Origin of the sequence: Trinickia terrae (genome assembly GCF_005144415.1) — a bacterium.
Lineage (GTDB): Bacteria > Pseudomonadota > Gammaproteobacteria > Burkholderiales > Burkholderiaceae > Trinickia_A > Trinickia_A terrae.
Window position 1 is genome coordinate 32,975 of the sequence record NZ_SWJE01000012.1, and the last position, 16,293, is coordinate 49,267.

General features: G+C 65.7%; 14 protein-coding genes. 6 read left to right on the plus strand and 8 right to left on the minus strand.

Features of this window, described 5'->3' with window-relative positions; all coding sequences use genetic code 11:
- Positions 1-9 precede the first annotated feature (9 nt).
- From FAZ69_RS21360 to FAZ69_RS21395, 8 genes are all read right to left on the minus strand, one after another.
- Complete coding sequence (locus FAZ69_RS21360; protein WP_136897093.1) at positions 10-1,347, minus strand: (Fe-S)-binding protein; 1,338 nt, start codon at positions 1,345-1,347, stop codon at positions 10-12.
- A gap of 164 nt (positions 1,348-1,511) precedes the next feature.
- Positions 1,512-1,934 carry a rubrerythrin family protein gene (locus tag FAZ69_RS21365; protein WP_136897094.1) on the minus strand — a complete coding sequence of 141 codons (423 nt, stop codon included), beginning with the start codon at positions 1,932-1,934 and terminating at the stop codon, positions 1,512-1,514.
- Between the two features lie 229 nt (positions 1,935-2,163).
- Positions 2,164-2,724: a TetR/AcrR family transcriptional regulator gene (locus FAZ69_RS21370; RefSeq protein ID WP_136897095.1), complete on the minus strand. Its 561-nt coding sequence runs from the start codon at positions 2,722-2,724 to the stop codon at positions 2,164-2,166.
- 61 nt (positions 2,725-2,785) lie between these two features.
- The gene (locus FAZ69_RS21375; protein WP_136897096.1) at positions 2,786-3,808 is read right to left on the minus strand and encodes a M48 family metallopeptidase; all 1,023 of its coding nucleotides are present in this window, start codon (positions 3,806-3,808) and stop codon (positions 2,786-2,788) included.
- A 2-nt stretch (positions 3,809-3,810) separates the two neighbouring features.
- Positions 3,811-4,917 (minus strand): YjgN family protein, encoded by a 1,107-nt coding sequence (locus FAZ69_RS21380; protein WP_136897097.1) that lies wholly within the window; start codon positions 4,915-4,917, stop codon positions 3,811-3,813.
- 753 nt (positions 4,918-5,670) lie between these two features.
- On the minus strand, positions 5,671-6,063 hold the full coding sequence (locus FAZ69_RS21385; protein WP_136897098.1) for a DUF1987 domain-containing protein: 393 nt from the start codon (positions 6,061-6,063) through the stop codon (positions 5,671-5,673).
- Between the two features lie 16 nt (positions 6,064-6,079).
- On the minus strand, positions 6,080-6,649 hold the full coding sequence (locus FAZ69_RS21390; RefSeq protein WP_240702390.1) for a SiaB family protein kinase: 570 nt from the start codon (positions 6,647-6,649) through the stop codon (positions 6,080-6,082).
- Positions 6,646-7,932 carry a SpoIIE family protein phosphatase gene (locus FAZ69_RS21395; protein ID WP_136897099.1) on the minus strand — a complete coding sequence of 429 codons (1,287 nt, stop codon included), beginning with the start codon at positions 7,930-7,932 and terminating at the stop codon, positions 6,646-6,648. The genes FAZ69_RS21390 and FAZ69_RS21395 overlap by 4 nt, the downstream gene beginning before the upstream one ends.
- A 592-nt stretch (positions 7,933-8,524) precedes the next feature.
- Between FAZ69_RS21395 and FAZ69_RS21400 the strand changes: the two genes are divergently transcribed.
- Genes FAZ69_RS21400 through FAZ69_RS21425 form a run of 6 tightly spaced genes read left to right on the plus strand, consistent with a single transcriptional unit; the run spans position 8,525 to position 16,264 of the window.
- Positions 8,525-10,201 (plus strand): methyl-accepting chemotaxis protein, encoded by a 1,677-nt coding sequence (locus FAZ69_RS21400; protein WP_136897100.1) that lies wholly within the window; start codon positions 8,525-8,527, stop codon positions 10,199-10,201.
- A gap of 29 nt (positions 10,202-10,230) precedes the next feature.
- Entirely contained in the window at positions 10,231-10,740 is a 510-nt protein-coding gene (locus FAZ69_RS21405) for a chemotaxis protein CheW (protein ID WP_136897101.1), read from the plus strand.
- The gene (locus FAZ69_RS21410; protein WP_136897102.1) at positions 10,737-12,161 is read left to right on the plus strand and encodes a CheR family methyltransferase; all 1,425 of its coding nucleotides are present in this window, start codon (positions 10,737-10,739) and stop codon (positions 12,159-12,161) included. The genes FAZ69_RS21405 and FAZ69_RS21410 overlap by 4 nt, the downstream gene beginning before the upstream one ends.
- Complete coding sequence (locus FAZ69_RS21415) at positions 12,158-12,883, plus strand: chemotaxis protein CheW (RefSeq protein WP_136897103.1); 726 nt, start codon at positions 12,158-12,160, stop codon at positions 12,881-12,883. Before FAZ69_RS21410 ends, FAZ69_RS21415 begins: the two co-directional genes overlap by 4 nt.
- Before the next feature lie 22 nt (positions 12,884-12,905).
- The gene (locus tag FAZ69_RS21420; protein ID WP_136897104.1) at positions 12,906-15,266 is read left to right on the plus strand and encodes a hybrid sensor histidine kinase/response regulator; all 2,361 of its coding nucleotides are present in this window, start codon (positions 12,906-12,908) and stop codon (positions 15,264-15,266) included.
- Positions 15,263-16,264 (plus strand): chemotaxis response regulator protein-glutamate methylesterase, encoded by a 1,002-nt coding sequence (locus tag FAZ69_RS21425; protein ID WP_136897105.1) that lies wholly within the window; start codon positions 15,263-15,265, stop codon positions 16,262-16,264. The genes FAZ69_RS21420 and FAZ69_RS21425 overlap by 4 nt, the downstream gene beginning before the upstream one ends.
- Positions 16,265-16,293 lie beyond the last annotated feature (29 nt).

A 16,293-nucleotide genomic window follows, 5' to 3' on the forward strand; every position in this document is an offset into this window, starting at 1 on the left:
AGAAGTGAGTCACACGCCGTAGGCCTTGCGCAGCAGCGTCAGCGGATGCGCAAGCGGCGCTTCTTTCAAGCCGTTTTCCTCGATGCCCTGCTCGATGTGGTGTCCTGCCAATTGACAATCGGACGCGATATAGTCCGGCGCCGCGTTGGCCATCGCCTTGAACACCGGCGTGCCGATCTTCATTGCCATGCCGTGGAACTCCTTCTTCACGCCGAAAGTGCCCGCATGCCCCGAGCAGCGCTCGACCACGTTCAGTTCGGTGCCCGGCACGAGTGAAAGTGTCTCCGACGTCTTGCGCCCCATGTTCTGCACCCGCCCGTGACACGGCACGTGATAGGAAATCTTGCCAAGCGCGTTCTTGAAGTCGGTTTTCAACAAACCGTCACGATGACGTGATATGAAATATTCGAACGGATCCCAGAACGCCTCGCTCACCAGCTTGGCTTCTGCGTCATCGGGAAACATCAGCGGCAACTCGTGCTTGTACATCAGCACGCAGCTCGGAATCGCCGACATCAGCGCATAGCCTTCGCGCGCGTATTTGGCGAGCACCGGCATATTCTTTTCTTTTTTTGCCGCCACGCCGTCCAGGTTGCCTTGCTCGAGCAGCGGCATTCCGCAGCACGCCTCGCTCGACACGAGCACATACGGAATCTCGTTGTGCGCGAGCACCGCGAGCAGATCGTGGCCGATGCCTGGCTCGTTGAAATTCACGTAGCAGGTCGCGTAGATCGCGACCTTGCCGGGTGTGCGCTCGCCGTCGCGCACGGCATGCCCGGGCGACTTCTGCGCCGCGCTCCTGAACTTGCGCGGCGCGAAATCCGGCAGCCACGCGTTCTTGTCCACGCCGAGCGCCGACTCCATTGCACCGCGCGCAAGCTTCGTGTGGTTCACCGCGTTGACCGTTTGCGTGACGACCGGAATGCCCGCGAGGTGGCCGAGCACATCGGTGTTCGACAAGAACTTGTCGCGCAGGCTCGCCTCGCCGCGCTTATAGCGGGCCGCCTTCCCGCGCAGCATCAGATGCGGAAAGTCGACATTCCACGGATGCGGCGGCACATAGGGGCATTTCGTCATGTAGCAGAGGTCGCACAGGTAGCACTGGTCGACCACCTTCGGGTACTCGCTCGTGGCGACGTCGTGCGCCTCGCCGGAATCGGTTTCGTCGACGAGATCGAACAGCGTGGGAAACGCGCCGCACAGCGAGACGCAACGACGGCAGCCCGCGCAGATGTCGAACACGCGCGCGAGCTCTTTGTCGAGCGATGCCTGATCGTAGAACTCTTCCGAGCGCCAATCCAGCGGGTGACGAGTGGGCGCCTCGAGACTGCCTTCTTTATGTGGCATGACATCACGCTCCTTGACGGTATCGGCCTTGAGCGGCGACGAGCGATGCGCTGCTGAGCGAAATGCGGAAGCGGGCTTGAAACGCGCGGGGCGCCGGTGGGCGCCGCGCGCTCATTGAAACGATGCCGCGCATGCCGGCGCGCGCCGGCACGCTTGCGCCTGCGTCAATCGACGAGCGCTTCGAGCGCCTTCGTATAGCGATTGGCGTGACTGCGTTCGGCTTTCGCCAAGGTTTCGAACCAGTTGGCGATTTCCTCGAAACCTTCTTCGCGGGCCGTGCGCGCCATGCCCGGATACATATCCGTGTATTCGTGCGTTTCGCCGGCCACGGCCGATTGCAGGTTCAGCCGGGACGAACCGAACGGCAGGCCCGTTGCCGGGTCGCCCACCGCCTCCAGATATTCCAGATGACCATGCGCATGGCCCGTCTCGCCTTCAGCCGTCGAACGGAATAGCGCCGAGATATCGTTCTGTCCCTCGACGTCCGCCTTGGCGGCGAAGTACAAGTACCGCCGGTTCGCCATCGATTCGCCTGCGAATGCGTCCTTCAGGTTCTGCTCCGTCTTCGTACCCTTGAGTTGTGTCATCTGGACCTCCTGTTGATCCGGCGCAGTGGGGGCGCCTTGTCGGACCTGGCTTGCCTGTGGGGATGATGCACGCCGCGGCGCCTGCAACAGGGGCACCGTACTGTTAAATCTAGGAGGTAGCACGCCGGTTCCCAATTGGCATTTTCTATGCCCGCGATAGCAGAAACTGGCGTCGAGGATTGTCGAACGAAAGGAAAACGTCAGCGGAATGGCTGTGAGGCAGCGGCTTTTACGCCGCCTTGACGGTGCCCACGACTTCTTCGAGGCGCGCTTTCGAGTGGAACAGGCGGCTCGCCATCACGCTGCCCTGGAACGACGCGAACAGCGTACGCGCGACGCTTTCGGCCTTGCCGTTGAAGCGCAGCGTGCCCTCGGCCTGGCCGCCTTCGAGCACCTTCGTGAGCCACGCCTCGTTGGTCTTGTAGAAGGCCTGCACGGCATGGCGCACGTCTTCCGGCAGCGATGCGATATCGGCGGCCAGCATGCCGCACAGACAGACTTGATTGCCGTCGCCCATCACGCGGCCGAAGAGCTTTGCGTAGCGATCGAGCTTCTTGTCGGCCGGAAGCGCTTCGTCGATGCCGCGGATCGACGCCATGACCTCGGTGCTATAGACGTTTACCGCTTCGAGCGCCAAGTCTTCTTTCTTGGGGAAATAGTAATGGATGCTCGACGTTTTCACGCCGACGAGCGCGGACAGGTCGCGGTAGCTGAAGGCGTTGTACCCGTGGGTCATCATCAGGGTCAAGGCCTGTTCGAGCAGCTGTTCGCGGACGGTTGAGGTTTCCATGCGCTTGAGTTTATCTACCGCTAGGTAGTTAATCAAGGTCGAAAGGGAAGGCGCAGGACCGTCAATGCCTGCAGAAACCACGCACCGCCTGCCATTGCGTTTCGTTGAGCGCGGTCTCGCCAAGCGGCGAACCCCGGTTCTGCGCCTGCCGCTCGGACGCGTCCGGGTGATCGGACAGGAAGGCGGGCACGCCATCGCCGCCCGCCCCCTCGCGCTTGGCGGCAGAGGCAAAGAACGCCGCCAAGCCGTCGCTGCGCAGGCCGCTTGCACGCAGATAGGCGACGCCGTTGGCGTCGGCGGCGCGCTCCATGTCGCGGCTGTACGAAAGACGCACCAGTTGCCCCGCCAGCGGCGAAACGTTGCCCAAGCCGAAATCGATGCCGAGCCCCGCTGCAATCGCGCTGATGCCGGCGCTGCGGATGAGGCCCTCGAGCGGATCGCGGCTGGCGATATGCGCGGTCTCGTGCGCCATCACGCCGGCCAGGGCATCGGGGCCGCCCGCGTGCTCGATCATGCCGCGCATGACGATCATCCGCGAGCCGGGCAACGCCAGCGCGTTGATCGACGGATCGTCGACGACGACGATATGAACCGGCCGCGTCAAACCCGCGGCATGCCTGAGACGCGCTTCCAGCTGCTCGAGCGCCTGCTGTCCGGCGGCGTCGATGCACACATGCCGGTGCATCAGCAGCGCCGATTCGGCGGTCTCGCCGAACCGCGCTTCGACGCCCGCCGGCACGAGCGCCGCGCCATAGCGAGGCACCCAGGCGACAACGGCAAACGCCGCGGCGAGCGCCAGAACGCCGGCAAGCGGCCACCGCGCATAGCGGTATGACGCACGGCGCGGCGCGCATGACGGCGGCAGCGCCGCCTGCTGCACCATTACGCGGCCCAGCCGCCCCTTGCACCAGAGCGCGACGACGCCGTCAGGGTCCGCTTCGCCCACTGCCAGGCGATCGCGTGGCCAGCGCGTATATTCGCGGCCGGCCGCATCGAGAACGAGCAGATACTCGGCGACCCAGCGTAGCGCCGCCTGACGAGCCGCAGCGCTGACGCCGTCGTAGTAACGCGCCTCGGCGCCCACGGTCAGAGCATGCTGCCGTGGTCGAGCAGGTTGAGCATGCCTTCGCCGGTGCGCGGCATGCGTTCGCTGCTTTGCGCGAGCGCCTGCGGATCGATGCTGCCTTCGACGCGCACCATCTCGGCGGTGAAGCGCAGCGCGCGATGCAAGGCGATCGGGTACGCCAGGCCCAGCGTGCAGAAGACCAGCGCCAGATTGCCCAGCATGAGGCCCAGCAGGCGCGGGCCCGTCACGCGGCTCGCGAAACGCAATTGCGTGCCGAGCGTCGTATTGCCGGTGACGTGCCGCGCGACGAGCGCTGCATAGAAGCACTGGATCAGGAGCGCGCCGACCAGGAAGAGAAAGTAGAACGCGATGAGAGCGACGACTGCATGCCCGGACAATGCGTGCCGCCCTGCGCCATTCGCCAGCTCGCTCGTGAACAGCGCCCCCAGGCTCTTGATAAAGATCGCCAGGAGCACGCCAAACAGCACGATGACGGCGATGAACGTGCCGACGAAAGCCAAATAGAGCTGGCCTGCACGCCCCTCGAAATGAAACCGTTCGCTGCCGAAGCTGCTGGCGTTGATTCGGCGCTCGGCGAGACGCATCATCGTCCACGGCGTCATTTGCCCCAGCGTCACGACGCACAGCAGACCATAGAGCAGCGCCATCACGCCATAGCGCAACGCGGAGCCGGACATGCCGCCGCGAATGCCGCACCAGAGCGTGCGGCTCAAGCGGTAGCGCTGGGCGCTGAAATGCGCACCCATCCCGACGACCACCAGGAACAGATACGCCGCGAAAATCGGCAACCCGCCGAGAGCGCGGCTTCCGGTCACTCGCTGGAGAATGGCGCTCAGCACCACTGCAACTACGAAAATGCCGACGAAGGCGCCTATCGCCAGCAAATACCCTTTGAATAGCTCCCCGCCTTTGCCGGTGTATTCAAAGCGATTGCCTTGAAATTGCATGCGCGACCAGACATAGCGGCGCATTCTGCTGATCGCCCAAAAGCGATAGATGCCGAACGTGATCAGCGTAAGCAGCAGGTTCTTTAGAAAAATGCCGTAGATCTCGCCGATCTTGCCGTCGTATTGAAGCAGCGGGCGCTGCTCGCTATTCGAGTTCATTTCTTGTACCCCCGGATATTGATTATGTTTCTACTATGCGCGTTCTGGAGATTCGATTTTCTATCGATCCAGATCACTGCATATTAGTCCGTCGGGAACAGATGCTCAACTTAAGCGGGGCTTGGGGGGGTTGAGTAAGTTCGCTCAGGGTAGTGGCTAGTTCATTTCGCGGCCGGCCGCATGCGTTGCCCCTCCCCGGGGCGGGGGTCACTTTGGTCTTGCCCAAAGTAACCAAAGGCGTGTCCTAGGCGGACGGCCTTGGCCCGTTAGCACTCAGTCCTGTCTGCGGTAGTGGTCGATGGGCTACCGCTGTCGCTCGCCGCACCGCCCGTTAGCACGCGGCACGTGGTTGCGCAGATTCGAATCAAATCAATGCGGGCGGTCAGGAAAGTCCTGAAGAGGCTTGTTTTGCGATGCTGCGTCATGCGCCCGAGCTCACTCTCAATCGTAGGCAACACGGGGCGCGGCCAAACCACCGCCTTCAATTTGTATCGTCGCAGAGCAACCACGTGCCACGTGCTAACGGGACGTACGGCGGGCGACAACGGTAGCCCTCAGACCGCTACCGCCAACAGGACTGCGTGCTAACGGGCCAAGGCCGTCCGCCCAGGACGCGCTTTTGGTTACTTTTGGCAAGACAAAAGTGACCCACGCCCCGGGGAGGGGCAACGCTTGTGGACCGTCGCGAATTGAAGTTTCAAGAAAGCCTTAGCGAACGAACCAACCCGCGAACACCCCACCGCGCCGAAGGCCTTACGTCTCGATCAGCACTTCATTAAACACAACAGACGTCACCCCAATCCCATACAACAGATCCTGCCCAAGCTCCTGAATCGCGTCGTCGTCCGGATCGAATTCCCAGTCGATATCGACGGCGCAGCCGCGCTTGGTCGCATCGTGCAGAAGCGTAAAGAGCTGCCGCATCGCCTTCGTCGACGCACTGTTGATATAGGTAAGCCGCACCCGCATCACAAAGTGATCAGGCGCCGCAGTCTCCAGATACTGGCCGATCAACTGCAGAATCGGCCCAAAGAACGTGTTCGGATTTTCAGGGTGGCACTCGCCTTCGACCGAAAGCCGCTTTTCAGCGGGCGAAAACTCGATCGCGGGAGTGAAGTCGGTACGGGGTAACTTGATCGGCGTCATCGTGCTGCCTCTGGAATTAGACAAATGCCTTGATATGAAAGCGAGCGAACCGCTCCGGCGCTTCTTCGTCGCCCGTGAATGCGTATTCGATCGGATGCGCGCTGTCGCGCGCGATGGTCAAGAGCCCAAGGCCTGCGCCCTTGCTGATGGTGTCGTTGACGGCGTGGTCGTCGTTGGCGAGCTGCTCGCGATAGGCCTGCTTGATTTCCTCGAGCGTCATCTGCTTGAGCTGCTCGAGCTTGGCCGTGATGCGCGCCACCTGTTCGTGCGGCACGAGATTGCCGCAGATGATCCAGTAACTGTCGCCCTCGCGGCCGACGGCGATCGCGCCCGGGCGCGACTCTGAGTTTCCGTCGGCCTCCACGCAGCCGCCGTAATGCAGCACGTTCTGCGCCATCTCCATGAAGGTCGAAAAGAGCTTGCGCTTGGCCGGGCCGCCCACGTCCTCCTGCTCGAGCCGGCTCTTCAGGCTCGTCGACAGCGAACGCCGCACTTCTTCGTCGAAGTGGCCGCTGTAGTAGTAGACGAGGCCCGCGCTATCGGCTGCGCTGTGAAATGCCTGGAATGCGCTGAAGTCCATCGTCATGCCTCGTTCGTGAACGTGAAGAAGCAGACGTCGTCGCGGCGATGCTGGCTGCCCTGCCACTCGGCAAAGCTCGCGAGCAGCGTGTCGCCGAACTGCTGCGGGCTTTGCGCGCGCTGCTCGGCAAACAGCTTGTAGAGGCGCTTGCGGCCGTGCGCGATCTTCTTCGGGCCGCCGACCTGGTCGATGATGCCGTCGGTGGTGATCAGCGCGCGGTAGCCGGGCTGCAGCGCCTGATAGCGGCTCGTGAACGCGAAATCGTCGGGCGTGTCGCTGTAGCCGACGCCCATCTTGTCCCCTTCGAGCACGACCACTTCCGCTTGCGCATCCGCCACGAGCGCAAGCTCGAGCCGCGCAGCCGCGTATTGCATCTGCGTGCCCTTGCCCGTGAGCACGAACATGAACGCATCGAGCCCGTCGTCGGACTTGCCGCGGCGCGGCGTCTGCACGCTCGCGCCGCTCGCCTCTTGGCCGAGCACCTTCTTGATGTAGCGGCTCAGGCCCGAAAGCACCACGGCCGGGTCCGGCTCTTCGCCGCCCGTCGCGATATGGTTCTCGAGGTACGAGAGCGTGATGAGCGTCATGAACGCGCCCGGCACGCCATGGCCCGTGCAGTCGATGATCGCGCCGAATACGCCGTTTTTCGTGGCGCGAAAGAAATAGCAGTCGCCGCCGACGACATCGCGCGGCAGCCATTCGAGGCGCGCGGAAGGCAGGCAGGCCGCGAGCTCGCGATCCGAGTTGCCGAGGTTCGATTGCTGGATCGCGGAGGCGTACTCGATGCTCGAAAGCAGTTGCCGGGTCTTCGCCGCTTCGATGTCCGACATCGCCTTGATGAGCGCCATGCCGCTGCCGACGCCGGTATATTGACCGTCGCGCGTGCAGATGAAACCGTCCTTCATCACGCGCGATTCCGGCTCGACCGCATTGCGCACGACGACCTCGATCGGCGTCTTGACGTCGACGACGAGCGGCTCCTGGTTCGCAAACGAGACGCACGCGCGCTTGCCGAACACTTCGCGCGAAAACGGCCGCCCGTACTGCTCCATGAACACGTTGCGGTTGACGAGCGCGATCGGCGCACCGTCCTTCACCACGGCCACCGCTTCGATGTCGGGAGTCTCGAGAAAGTATTCCTGCAATTGCGCGTTCGTCATCGTCGACGGAATCGCGGCCGCTTCCGCGGCAATCTGCCCCGCGTGCACGACGAGCCCGGGAGCCGCCGCGTCTTGCTGATCGGAACTGGCGGTTGCCAGAGCGCTATAGAGCTGTTCGATACTGGCCATAGAAGATCCCACTGCAAACGAAGACAGGAAGTCACGCGACGTAAGGGGCAAATGCAAGTCGGCACGGACGCGTCAAGCGGCGTCGCAGCCACCGTAGCCGCCCGGGAAATTAGCGCTGCGGCATGACAATTCCGTTAACGCAAGGCCACGTTTTTCCTTACCGCGGGTCTTTTTGGGCAATAGCTTACGAATTCCAAAGAAAAACTTTCCGAGGCCTAAAGTTTGTCTAAAATTGACCGATATAAATGGCCCGGCTTTTGAAGCGGCGGCTTGAAAAGCACGAGCCCAATGCTTTCACGCTGCTTTCAAATATTGCAATAACCACCAATTGACCCGTGCGCCCAGACCTATAGAAAATTCGGCAAACCACTGAGAAGCGAGACCATTCCAGGCATGACACGCGGCGCAGCCCTTGACCGGAGAGCCTGCCGCCAAGACCGAAGCCCCGATCTGCCGGACATTACATGCACTTTTCGGCGAAATGGTTCTTCCCGAAGTCGTATAGCTTTGACGAGCAGCGTGCATGGCCGGGAATGCGCCTATCGGACTGGCGCCGGCGCCCGCTTATTCACTTCAGAAAGAGGCATTGACGATGGCTACCGTGTCGCCACGCGCTAACAGCGCCCCCTTGCCCGGCGTATCGGCCGGCGCCAGGTTCACCCTCGGGCGCCGCATTGTCGCCATCTTCGGCGCGCTGTTCGTGCTGATGCTAGTGATGGCCGCGATTTCCTATACGCGCCTCAGGGCGATCGACGACGAAGCGGTCAGCCTGAACCGAGACTCGGTGCCGGGCCTCTACTACGCCGCCGCGCTGCGCATCACCTCGGTCGAAAGCTACGAAGCGCTCGAGCGCGCTGTGTTCGCCAACACCGACGACCAAGGCGCCAAGCGCGATTTCGACCATTTGGCGAACGTGCTGCGCGAATTCGACAAGAACGTCGGCGACTATCAAACCACGCTCTTTCGCGACGACGACAAAGCGCGCTTTAACGAATTCAAGTCCGCTTACGACCAATATCTGCCTTTGGTCAGCGACGTCGTTCACGAGGCGCAGACGTCGCGGCCCGCCGCGCACGCCTCGTTCGCGCGCGTATTCCCCGCATGGCAGAAGGTGATTGCCCAAGCCGACAAGCTCGTCGCCGAAAACCACGGTCAGGCCAACGACTCGGCCAACGCGATCCGCGACTCGGTGAGCGGCACCGAATACACGCTCGCCACGGCGCTCGGCGTCGTGCTGCTCGTCGCGCTCGTCACCGGCTATGCGCTCCTTCGCGCGATCACCGTGCCGATGGCGCGGCTCGTCGAAGTGCACGACGTGATGCGCACCGGCAATCTCACGCAGCGCCTGAACCTGCGCCGCAACGACGAGTTCGGCACGCTCGAGGACGGCTTCAACCGCATGGCCGAAGAGCTCACGAGCCTCGTTGCGCAGGCGCAGAAGTCGTCGCTGCAGGTCACGACCTCGGTCAGCGAGATCGCCGCCACGTCGAAGGAGCAGCAGGCCACCGCGAGCGAAACCGCCGCGACCACCACCGAGATCAACGCGACCTCGCGCGAGATCTCAGCCACCGCGCGCGACCTGCTGCGCACGATCAACGAAGTGTCGGCGGTCGCGGAGCAATCGGCGACGCTCGCGGGCGCGAGCCAGAGCGGCGTCGCGCGCATGGAAGAGACGATGCGCGGCGTGATGGAAGCCGCGGGCTCGGTCAACGCGAAGCTCGCGATCCTCAACGAGAAAGCCGTCAACATCAACCAGGTCGTCGCCACCATCACCAAGGTCGCCGACCAGACCAACCTGCTCTCGCTGAACGCGGCGATCGAAGCCGAAAAAGCCGGCGAGTACGGCCGCGGCTTCGCCGTGGTCGCCACCGAGATCCGCCGCCTCGCCGACCAGACGGCCGTCGCCACTTATGACATCGAGCAGACCGTCAAGGAGATCCAGTCGGCGGTGTCGGCCGGCGTGATGGGCATGGACAAGTTCTCCGAGGAAGTGCGCCGCGGCATGCGCGACGTGCAGGAGGTGGGCGGCCAGCTCTCGCAGATCATCAACGAAGTGCAGGCGCTCGCGCCGCGCTTTGCTCGCGTGAACGACGGGATGCACACGCAGGCGAGCGGCGCCGAGCAGATCACGCAGGCGCTCTCGCAGCTGTCCGAAGCGGCGCAGCAGACCGCGGAATCGCTGCGCCAGTCGTCGCAGGCGATCGACGATCTCACGCTCGTCGCCAACCAGCTTCGCACCGGCGTGTCGCGCTTCAAGATCGAAGCCTGACCGTCATCCAGCCCGGGCGGCCGCACGCAATGCTCTTCCTCCTGTTCGAACTCGACAGCGACCGGTACGCGCTCGACGCGAGCCGGATCGCCGAAGTGCTGGCGCTGACGCCGGCCAAAGCGATCCCCGGCGCGCCCGCCTGGGTGGCCGGCGTGATCGACCGGCGCGGCGAGCCCGTGCCCGTCGTCGACGTGGCGCAGCTCGCGCTCGGGCGTCCCGCCCGGGAGCTGCGCTCCACGCGCCTCGTGCTCGTGCGCTACCGTCCGGACGCCGCGTCTGAAGGCGGCGCAAGCGGCCCGGCCGGAGAGCGGCTGCTCGGCCTGATCGTCGAGCGCGCGACGCAGACGCGGCGCATCGAGCGCGACCGCTTCGCCGATACCGGCGTCGCGACGCCGCACGCGCGCTGGCTCGGCCCCGTGGCGAGCGATGCCGACGGTCTCGTCCAGTGGGTCGACCCGCGCGACATGCTCGACGACGACGTCAAGGCGCTGCTGTTCGCGAAGACGTCCGCCGAGCCACAGCCGGCGCCTGCATCATGAGCGCATCCGCCTCCCTGGACGCCGCCTTGCCGCGCTATGAAGCGTGGCTCGCCCGCGAGACCGGCATCGACGCGGAAACGCTCGGCGCGAGCGGCCTCGCGCGCGCGGTGCTGGAGCGCACGCGGGCAACGCAAGGCCTCGGCGAACCGGCGGCAGAGATCTCCGAAAACGCGCTCGAAGCGTACTACCAGCAGCTGATCGCCTCGCCCGAAGAACGGCAGGCGCTGATCGAAACGCTGGTCGTGCCCGAGACATGGTTCTTCCGCGATCGCGAAGCGTTCGCCGCCCTCGCGCGGCTCGCGCACGAACGGCTCGTGCGTGAACCGGCCCGCGCGCTGCGCGTGCTGAGCGCCCCCTGCTCTACGGGCGAAGAGCCCTATTCGATCGCGATGGCCTTGCTCGATGCGGGGATCGCGGCCGAGCGCTTTTCGGTCGACGCCGTCGACATCAGCGAGCGGGCGCTCAACCATGCGCGCCTCGCGATGTACGGACGCAACTCGTTTCGCGGCCATGCGCTCGAATTCCGCGCACGGCATTTCAGCGCGACAGAGGACGGGTGGCGCTTGCACGAGCGCGTGCGCGAGGCGGTGCGCTTTGCGCGCGTCAACCTGTTCGAAGCGCCGCCGTCGAATGGCGGCGTGAAGTACGACTTCATCTTCTGCCGCAACATGCTGATCTATTTCGGCCGTGATGCGCAGGATCAGGCGATCCGCCGGCTCGACGCGCAGCTCGCGGATGGCGGCGCGATCTTCGTCGGCCCGGCCGAGACCGGCTTGATGATGCGGCATCCGCTGAGCCCGGCGCGCATTCCGCTTGCGTTCGCGTTTCGGCGCGCGCAGCCGGAGGAAACGGCGGCGCGTGGGGCGTTTGCGTTGCCGGTGTTGCCGATGGCAACAACCGCGACGGCTGACAAAGGCGCCGCCGATAGACAACCGCTGCCGGTTATCGCGCGACGTTCGGGCACGGCATCCGCGCCCGCAACTGTCTTTACGCCGCCGCGCCCGATCGAGCAGCGTGTTCCTGCGCCGCCCGCGCAGCCTCGCCCCGTCACACGGCCTGCCGCGCCTGCGCCCGCCACGCTCGAAGACGCACGCCGCAGCGCCGACGCCGGCCGTCTCGACGAAGCCGCGATGCTCGCGCACGCATTCATGAAGCAGCACGGCCCGCACGCCGACGCGTTCTACCTGCTCGGCCTGATCGCCGACGCGCAGAACCGCGGCGACGAAGCACACGACCACTACCGCAAGGCGCTGTACCTGGAGCCCACGCACTACGAGGCGCTGACCCATCTCGCGGCATTGCTCGACATGATGGGCGACACGGCCGGCGCAGAACGGCTGATGCGCCGCGTCGAACGCGCCACGCCGCCGACGGCGCCGGCAAGCGCCGGTGCGCGTAACGCTCTCGCGAGGACCTCATGAAACGCGACCCGAACCCCACACCGGGCGCGTCGCCTGTCGACGCTTGCTGGAACCGCATCGGCACGCGCGGCGACGGCTCGTGTCCGCAACTGGCGACGTATTCGCGCTGCCTGAACTGTCCCGTCTTCGAGAAGGCCGCCTCCACGCTGCTCGACCGCCCGCTCGACGACACGGACCTTGCCGCCGCGCTGGAAGTTGCGCGCGCAACGAACGCGGATCGAACGCGCGATGCGGCTCGCAGCGAAACGGCCACCGAGGCAACGCAAGCGCAATCCGCGCTCGTCTTCCGCATCGCCGACGAATGGCTCGCGCTGCCGAGCACCACGCTCAAGCAGATCGACAACCTCCGCCCGATCCACTCGCTGCCGCACCGGCGCAACCGCGCCGTGCTGGGGCTCGTCAACGTGCGCGGCGCGCTGACCGTCGCCGTCTCGCTCGGCGAGCTGCTGCGTCTCGACCGCGCCGCCGCGAGCGCGCCCTCGTCGCGCAAGCGCTATCCGCGCATGCTGGTGGCCGCCCACCGCGGCGAGCCCGTGGCGTTTCCAGTGGACGAAGTCGAAGGCGTCCTGCGTTTTGCGGCCAGCGAGCTCTTGCCGGTGCCGACGACGCTCGCCCACTCGACCGGCTCGCACGCAAGCGGCGTGCTCGCGTGGCGCGACACCACGATCGGCCTGCTCGATCCGGACCGCGTGTTCGAATCGCTTGCCGGGAGCCTGAAATGAAACAACCCCGGCGCCTACCGCGATGAGCACCGAAGACGACCTGAGCCACGTGCCGCTGCTCGAGCTGTTCCGCGAGGATGCGGCGACGCAGACGCGCGTGCTCTCCGACGGCCTGCTCGCGCTCGAGCACGCCCCAGCCGATGCCACCGCGCTCGAAGCCTGCATGCGCGCCGCGCATTCGCTGAAGGGCGCCGCGCGCATCATCGGCTTGCAAAATGGCGTCGACATCGCGCATCTGATGGAGGAATGCTTCGTCTGCGCGCAGCGCGGCGAGCTGACGTTGAGCGCGTCGCACATCGATGCGCTGCTGCATGGCATCGACTTGATCGCACGCGTCGGCGAGACGAATCCTGCCGAGGCCGTCACGCGCGCGGATGTCGACGCGTTTGCGATGCGGCTCGCTTCGTCGCACGCGGCGCCTCGCGTCAGCAGCAGCGCCGCCGCAGGCACAACCACAGGCTCGTCGAAAGACGACGAAGAGGCGACGATGCGCGCCGCGCTCGCGCTGCTCGGCGCGGATGCCGCCGCGCTTGGCGGCGGCTCTCCTCGCACGGCGAGCGACGCATTCCCCGACGCAGCCAAACCTGCCGTCGAGCCTGAACCGCAGCCCGCCTCCGCACGCGAGCGCATGACGCGCGACGCCGGCCGCATGCTCCGCGTGCGCGCCGACAACCTCGACCGGCTCTTGAGCCTCGCCGGCGAATCGCTCGTGGAATCGCGCTCGCTCAAGCCGTTCGCCGAATCGATGCTGCGCGTGAAGCGCACCCAGCGCGAAGCGGCGCGCGCGCTCGATGCGTTCTACGAAGCGCTCGCGGAACACCTCGACCCACAGGTGCTCGCCTCGCTCGGCGACGTCCGCGCGCTGCTCTCCAACGCGCAGCAGCTTCTCGCCGCGCGCATCGACGAGCTCGACCGGTTCGACCGCCGCAGCGCCAACCTCGCGCAACAGCTCTACGACGAAGCGCTGCAATGCCGGATGCGCCCGTTCGGCGACGCCACGCACGCGTATCCGCGCCTCGTGCGCGACCTCGCGCGCTCGCTCGGCAAGCGCGTGCGCTTCTCGATCGTCGGCTCGGCGACGCAGGTCGATCGCGACATCCTCGACATGCTCGACGCGCCGCTCGGCCACCTGCTGCGCAACGCGCTCGACCACGGCGTCGAAACGCCGGAAGAACGCGTGGCCAAAGGCAAGCCCGCCGAAGCGACGCTCACGCTCGACGCGCGGCACAGCGCGGGCAAGCTCCTGATCAGCGTCGGCGACGACGGCGCGGGCGTCGATCTCGAGCGGCTGCGCGCCGCCGTCGTGCGCAGGCAGTTCACTGACGAAGACACCGCCGCGCGCCTTTCCGAGCAGGAGCTGCTCGAATTCCTGCTGCTGCCGGGCTTTTCGATGCGCGAGCACGTGACCGACGTATCGGGCCGCGGCGTCGGGCTCGACGCCGTGCGCGAGATGGTCACCGCCGTGCGCGGCGCCGTGCGCATCTATAACGAACCGGGTCACGGCGTGCGCTTCGTGCTGCAACTGCCGCTCACGCTTTCGGTGATCCGCAGCCTGCTCGTCGATGTGGGCGGCGAGGCCTACGCGTTCCCGCTTGCGCACGTGCGCCGCACGCTCGAGTTGCCGCGCGACGACATCGACATGCTCGAAGGCCAGCAGCACTTTCCGTTCGAAGGGCGGCCCGTCGGGCTCGTCACCGCGCACCAGTTGCTCGGCGCAGACGCGGCCGAGGAAACGCGCGCGAGCGTATCGGTCGTCGTGATCGGCGACGAGCATGAAACGTATGGCGTCGCGGTCGACCGTTTCCTCGGCGAGCGCATGCTCGTCGTGCAGCCGCTCGACGCGCGCCTGGGCAAGGTCAAGGACATCGCTGCGGGCGCGCTGATGGAAAACGGCGACGTCGTGCTGATCGTCGACATCGACGACCTCCTGCGCTCCGTCGACAAGCTCGTGCGCGGCGGCCAGCTCGATCGTGTGCGCCGCGCGGAAGGCGTCGCGGCGCGGCAGCGCAAGCGCGTGCTCGTGGTCGAGGACTCGCTGACCGTGCGCGAGCTCGAACGCAAGCTGCTCGAAAAGCGCGGCTACGCGGTGACCGTCGCCGTCGACGGCATGGATGGATGGAACGCACTGCACGGCGCGAGCTTCGATCTCGTCGTGACCGACATCGACATGCCGCGCATGGACGGCATCGAGCTCGTCACGCTGATCAAGCGCGACGCGCTGCTCAAGACGATGCCGGTGCTGATCGTCTCGTACAAGGATCGCGATGAAGACCGCCGACGCGGACTCGAAGCCGGCGCCGACTACTACCTCGCCAAAGGCAGCTTCCACGACGAAGCGCTGCTCGATGCCGTGCGGGATTTGATCGGAGAGGCACACGGATGAACATAGGCGTCGTCAACGATTTGCCCCTCGCCGTCGAAGCGATGCGCCGTGCGATCGCGAAACGCCCGGACCACCGCGTGCTATGGGTCGCAACCGACGGCGAGCAGGCCGTCGATTTCTGCATCGCGCAGCCGCCCGACATCGTGCTGATGGATCTCATCATGCCGAAATTCGACGGCGTGGAAGCGACGCGGCGCATCATGGCGCGCGCGCCATGCGCGATCCTCGTCGTCACGCACAGCGTGGGCGCGAATGCGTGGCGCGTGTACGAAGCGATGGGCGCGGGCGCGCTCGACGCGATCGATACGCCCACGCTCGCCGACAGCATGGCCGACGCCGCGCAGCCGCTGCTCGCGAAAATCGACCAGATCGGCCGCCTGCTCGACAACCCGGGCGCCTATCGCCAGAGCGCGCCCGCGACGGCGCGCTCCGGCAGCACGCCGCTCGTCGCGATCGGCGCATCCGCCGGCGGCCCGACAGCGCTCGCCGCCGTGCTCGGCGCGCTGCCGGAAGACTTTCCCGCGGCGCTCGTGCTCGTGCAGCACGTCGACCGTGCATTCGCCGACGGCATGGCCCAGTGGCTCAACGGCCAAACACCGCTGAACGTGCGCATCGCGCAGGAAGGCGACGCGCTTCAAAAGCGCACCGCCCTGCTCGCCGCAACCGACGACCATGTGCGCCTGACGCGCGACGGCACGCTCGTCTATACGCGCGAGCCCGCGGAGATGCCGTACCGGCCGTCGGTGGACGTGTTTTTTCAGAGCGTCGTCGAGCACTGGCAAGGCGACGCGATCGGCGTGCTGCTGACCGGCATGGGCCGCGACGGCGCGATCGGCCTGAAGGCGATGCGCGCGAAGGGGTACCACACGATTGCACAGGACCAGGCGACGAGCGCGGTGTACGGAATGCCGAAAGCGGCCGCCGCGCTCGATGCCGCGCGCCAGATTCTGCCGCTCGAGCACATCGCGCGCGAGCTGACCGCGCTCGTCACAGCGTGAGGACAGCGCGCGCTACACACAAGCACAGA

What these genes read in the sequence shown, in the direction of transcription:
- FAZ69_RS21425 (WP_136897105.1), top strand. Translation starts at nt 15,263, where the DNA reads ATGAACATAGGCGTCGTCAACGATTTGCCCCTCGCCGTCGAAGCGATG.
- FAZ69_RS21400 (WP_136897100.1), top strand. Translation starts at nt 8,525, where the DNA reads ATGGCTACCGTGTCGCCACGCGCTAACAGCGCCCCCTTGCCCGGCGTA.
- FAZ69_RS21385 (WP_136897098.1), bottom strand. Translation starts at nt 6,063, where the DNA reads ATGACGCCGATCAAGTTACCCCGTACCGACTTCACTCCCGCGATCGAG.
- FAZ69_RS21405 (WP_136897101.1), top strand. Translation starts at nt 10,231, where the DNA reads ATGCTCTTCCTCCTGTTCGAACTCGACAGCGACCGGTACGCGCTCGAC.
- FAZ69_RS21365 (WP_136897094.1), bottom strand. Translation starts at nt 1,934, where the DNA reads ATGACACAACTCAAGGGTACGAAGACGGAGCAGAACCTGAAGGACGCA.
- FAZ69_RS21415 (WP_136897103.1), top strand. Translation starts at nt 12,158, where the DNA reads ATGAAACGCGACCCGAACCCCACACCGGGCGCGTCGCCTGTCGACGCT.
- FAZ69_RS21370 (WP_136897095.1), bottom strand. Translation starts at nt 2,724, where the DNA reads ATGGAAACCTCAACCGTCCGCGAACAGCTGCTCGAACAGGCCTTGACC.
- FAZ69_RS21395 (WP_136897099.1), bottom strand. Translation starts at nt 7,932, where the DNA reads ATGGCCAGTATCGAACAGCTCTATAGCGCTCTGGCAACCGCCAGTTCC.
- FAZ69_RS21380 (WP_136897097.1), bottom strand. Translation starts at nt 4,917, where the DNA reads ATGAACTCGAATAGCGAGCAGCGCCCGCTGCTTCAATACGACGGCAAG.
- FAZ69_RS21410 (WP_136897102.1), top strand. Translation starts at nt 10,737, where the DNA reads ATGAGCGCATCCGCCTCCCTGGACGCCGCCTTGCCGCGCTATGAAGCG.
- FAZ69_RS21420 (WP_136897104.1), top strand. Translation starts at nt 12,906, where the DNA reads ATGAGCACCGAAGACGACCTGAGCCACGTGCCGCTGCTCGAGCTGTTC.
- FAZ69_RS21390 (WP_240702390.1), bottom strand. Translation starts at nt 6,649, where the DNA reads ATGACGATGGACTTCAGCGCATTCCAGGCATTTCACAGCGCAGCCGAT.
- FAZ69_RS21360 (WP_136897093.1), bottom strand. Translation starts at nt 1,347, where the DNA reads ATGCCACATAAAGAAGGCAGTCTCGAGGCGCCCACTCGTCACCCGCTG.